The organism is Daejeonella sp. (genome assembly GCF_049655485.1).
GTDB lineage: Bacteria > Bacteroidota > Bacteroidia > Sphingobacteriales > Sphingobacteriaceae > Daejeonella.
In genome coordinates this window covers 1-2,646 of sequence record NZ_JBASJU010000295.1, presented here as the reverse complement: position 1 = coordinate 2,646, position 2,646 = coordinate 1, and the positions used below count along the sequence as shown (strand labels likewise).

Here is a 2,646-nt window from a genome sequence, read left to right as displayed (position 1 = left end):
GTTTATTTTTTAACCCTTAAAAATTAGAAAAAATGGGAAAATACAATAAAGGAATACTAGGAGCCTTTTCCGGCAAGGTCGGAACTGTAATTGGAAGCTCCTGGAATGGGATCGATTATATGCGGAGTTTGCCAAGGCCTTCAAGCAAGGCACCCTCTGATTTGCAGTTGATCCACCGGTCGAAGTTTGGACTTGTCAATGGATTTCTTGGTCCGGTGAGCAGCCTGGTAAACCTGGGCTATAAAAGCCTCGCAACCAGGAAAACCGGATACAATGTGGCTATTGCTGAGATGATGTCAGACGCCATCATGGGCGTATACCCGGATTTTGAGATCGACTACACGAAGATCTTCTTCAGTAAAGGTAGCCTTACCGGGGTCTATGGCGTGCTTGCTTCTTCAGTTACACCTGGAGAGATCAGCATCAGCTGGGATGACAACTCGGATTCGGGAACTGCGAAGGCAACTGACAAAGCTGTAGTATTGATTTACAACCCAGCAAAATCAGTGTTTGTATTCAACCTCGAGAACGGCGCACTTAGAAATGCAATAGCAGAAACAATCCTTCTGCCTGCTGAATTCTCCGGCGACACAGTTCAGGTTTGGATAGCGTTCATGACGCCCGACAAGAAAACCTTTTCTACCAGCATTCATGCGGGAGAGATTGTGGTGGCGTAATTAATACGCTGTCTTTGCGAGGAGGTTACGACGAAGCAATCCAGATGAGAGATTGCTTCGTGCCTCGCAATGACAAAACGAGGGTGAGGAGCCCCGCCTTTTATCCGCCCAGTCTAACAACTAACAACTAACAACTAAAAACCAAAAAAAATGGAACTCATTCAAAAATTCTACTTCCCATGGCATTTTCCTTTAAGAAAGGAAGCAGGAGGGATCATCGTAATCATATTAATCTTTCTCTTTTACCCTTACTTCATCCGGCAAATAGATGCTACAGCGGCAGCCATCGATCCCGGGATTATCAGTGCGATAATCCTGGCTGTATGCGCAATCCTGATCTTCAAATCAGCGACCTGGTGGATCATTAAAACCATCTGGCCTGTATTTGCTCACTACTCCGATCACAGCTTTGAAAGCAACTTTAGATCGCTAACGGCAGGACAGAAGGTGGTGATTTATTTGGGATTTTATTTGGTGGTTTTGTACGGGTTTATTGAGGTATTAGGGGCTTTTATTTAGATAAAGGAACAAGGAACAAGGAGCAAGGACACGAACCAGCTTGAGAATGAAAAACCTGTTTATAGCAAAGAGCCAAGTACCAAGAATCAAGACGGTCCTTTATCCGCCCAGCCCAACAACCAACAACCAACAACTAACAACCAACCACTAACAACTAACAACCAACAACCAACAACCAAACAAAAAACATGGCACACTTACATCTCGGCATCAATGGACCCGTATCCGGCAAGGTCGGAAATCTGGTCTACTATATTTATCGCGGAAAGAACTATGTTCGCCGCGCACCAATCAAATCAAAAAAAGCGCCCACGCTGAAGCAAGAAATTCAGCGGGCCAAATTCGGTCTGGCTGTAGCCTTTGCTTCGCCTGTGGCGAAATTGGTTAACCAAAGTTACAAGCTTATCAACAGGAAAAAGGCGGGCTCCGACATGCTTATCCGCAGAATTCTTAGCGAAGCAATCATAGGTAAGTATCCGAAATTCGAAATCGACTTTTCCAAAGTCCAGCTCATAAAAGGTAGTCTTCCTCATTCTCGAGCTGTGATGGAGCAGAAGGAACATTCAAACAGAGTTTATATCAACTGGGATATGTGCGGCAGTGGCACTTCTCTGGACGACGAACTCATTGTAATGATGTATTCCAACAATACAGGGAAATGGCTTTTGTCTATAGCAAATTGTTCCCGCATGGATGAATCCTGTCTCCTGATGATGGATTCCCCGGAAGGAGGAGAAAGGTCGCAGATCTGGATCGCTTTCAGATCAGCGAATCGCAAGGCATATTCCGACAGCGAGTTTCTTGGGGAAGTAAACGTTAATAAGACGGCATCTTATGAAAACTGAACATTCAATGAATGGAGGCCTAAGGTCTTACGTCTCCATTCTTCCGGTCATATTCCCGGCAATAGTTTTGTTTGCAATGTCAACCGTTCCTTTGAATATTCGTGTGCAACCAGGAAAAATACAGATGGATCCGACTGTTGCCAGAGTAAAGGACATTTATACCTCCCAGATCGGCATCCGCGAAAAACAGCCGAACTCAGGCCCGGAAGTAGAGAAGTATTTAAAATATGTAAACCTTCCAAAAGGAAACCCTTGGTGTGCGGCTTTTGTGTGCTGGGTGTATGGGAAGGCTGGGGTGGGGAACCCTAAGTCGGGGTGGACGCCGGATTTGTTTAAGGAAAGGCGTGTAATATGGAGCCGGGAAGAACAAGGAACAAAGAGCAAAGAACAAAGATTGGTGCCGGTAGAACCGCACGGATTTATTCACAGTAACATCAATGGAACCGGCTCGCCTAGGCGCTTTGCATATCCCCCGCCGGCGGAGGCAGGGGGTGGATTTCGCAATAATTTAAATCCTGCCACCGGCGACATCTTCGGTCTCTACTTCCCCGAAAAACGCCGCATCGCCCACGTTGGCTTTATCGATCAATGGGATGGTACCTGGC

At 46.0% G+C, this 2,646-nt stretch carries 4 protein-coding genes; all 4 read left to right on the top strand.

What is annotated here, in order from left to right:
• Positions 1 to 32 precede the first annotated feature (32 nt).
• Positions 33 to 677 (top strand): DUF6266 family protein, encoded by a 645-nt coding sequence (locus tag WBJ10_RS12310; RefSeq protein WP_424290712.1) that lies wholly within the window; start codon positions 33 to 35, stop codon positions 675 to 677.
• Positions 678 to 827: 150 nt separating this feature from the next.
• Positions 828 to 1,196, top strand: a complete 369-nt coding sequence (locus WBJ10_RS12305) for a hypothetical protein (RefSeq protein ID WP_424290710.1) — start codon at positions 828 to 830, stop codon at positions 1,194 to 1,196.
• A 188-nt stretch (positions 1,197 to 1,384) separates the two neighbouring features.
• On the top strand, positions 1,385 to 2,041 hold the full coding sequence (locus tag WBJ10_RS12300; RefSeq protein WP_424290708.1) for a DUF6266 family protein: 657 nt from the start codon (positions 1,385 to 1,387) through the stop codon (positions 2,039 to 2,041).
• On the top strand, positions 2,031 to 2,646 hold a 616-nt coding region (locus WBJ10_RS12295; RefSeq protein ID WP_424290706.1), incomplete at its 3' end, for a hypothetical protein. The genes WBJ10_RS12300 and WBJ10_RS12295, both read left to right, overlap by 11 nt.

Bases quoted from the DNA above. Each gene is read 5' to 3' on its own strand.
- WBJ10_RS12310 (WP_424290712.1), top strand. From the start codon at position 33: ATGGGAAAATACAATAAAGGAATACTAGGAGCCTTTTCCGGCAAGGTC.
- WBJ10_RS12305 (WP_424290710.1), top strand. From the start codon at position 828: ATGGAACTCATTCAAAAATTCTACTTCCCATGGCATTTTCCTTTAAGA.
- WBJ10_RS12300 (WP_424290708.1), top strand. From the start codon at position 1,385: ATGGCACACTTACATCTCGGCATCAATGGACCCGTATCCGGCAAGGTC.